The following is a 436-nucleotide window of genomic DNA, read 5'->3' as shown; positions in this document are numbered from 1 at the left end:
CTTTTGATACCGACTCCTGCTCTAGGTCGGCCGGTATGAATCCGTATTGCTTCAGGTATTGAATGCCCTCTTCGTCGAGCATGGAGGAGGCCAGCACAGCTTCGTAAGCCAGGTCGTGGTCAAATCCTGTAAATCCTTTAAAGAAGGCATCGGCAACCACCGGCACAGCGCTGTAACCCACCATACAGTTGGTTTCGCTTCCCATCAGGTGCCAAATCGGAAGTTTTCCCTGCTGTTGGTATATTTTCAACATTGAAGTAATCATGTCGTCCACACGTTCGGGTTGCACAATGGTAAATAAAGGGTGCACAGCGCGGTAGGTATCCCAAAAAGAAAACACCGAGTAGTTTGTAAATCCGGGGTTTGTGTACACCTCTTTGTCTGTGCCGCGATAGCTCGTGTCATGGTCGTTAAACAGTACCGGAGCTGTGAAGGC

At 49.5% G+C, this 436-nt stretch carries 1 protein-coding gene; it reads right to left on the bottom strand.

Features of this window, described 5'->3' with window-relative positions:
- Window positions 1–436, bottom strand: a 436-nt coding sequence (locus tag C6366_RS21150; RefSeq protein WP_146164952.1) for a glycoside hydrolase domain-containing protein, incomplete at both ends; no start/stop codon positions are given.

The organism is Desulfonatronum sp. SC1, assembly GCF_003046795.1.
Classification (GTDB): Bacteria; Desulfobacterota; Desulfovibrionia; order Desulfovibrionales; family Desulfonatronaceae; genus Desulfonatronum.
The sequence above is the reverse complement of the archived record's forward strand: the minus strand, read 5'-3'. Positions and strand labels throughout refer to the sequence as shown.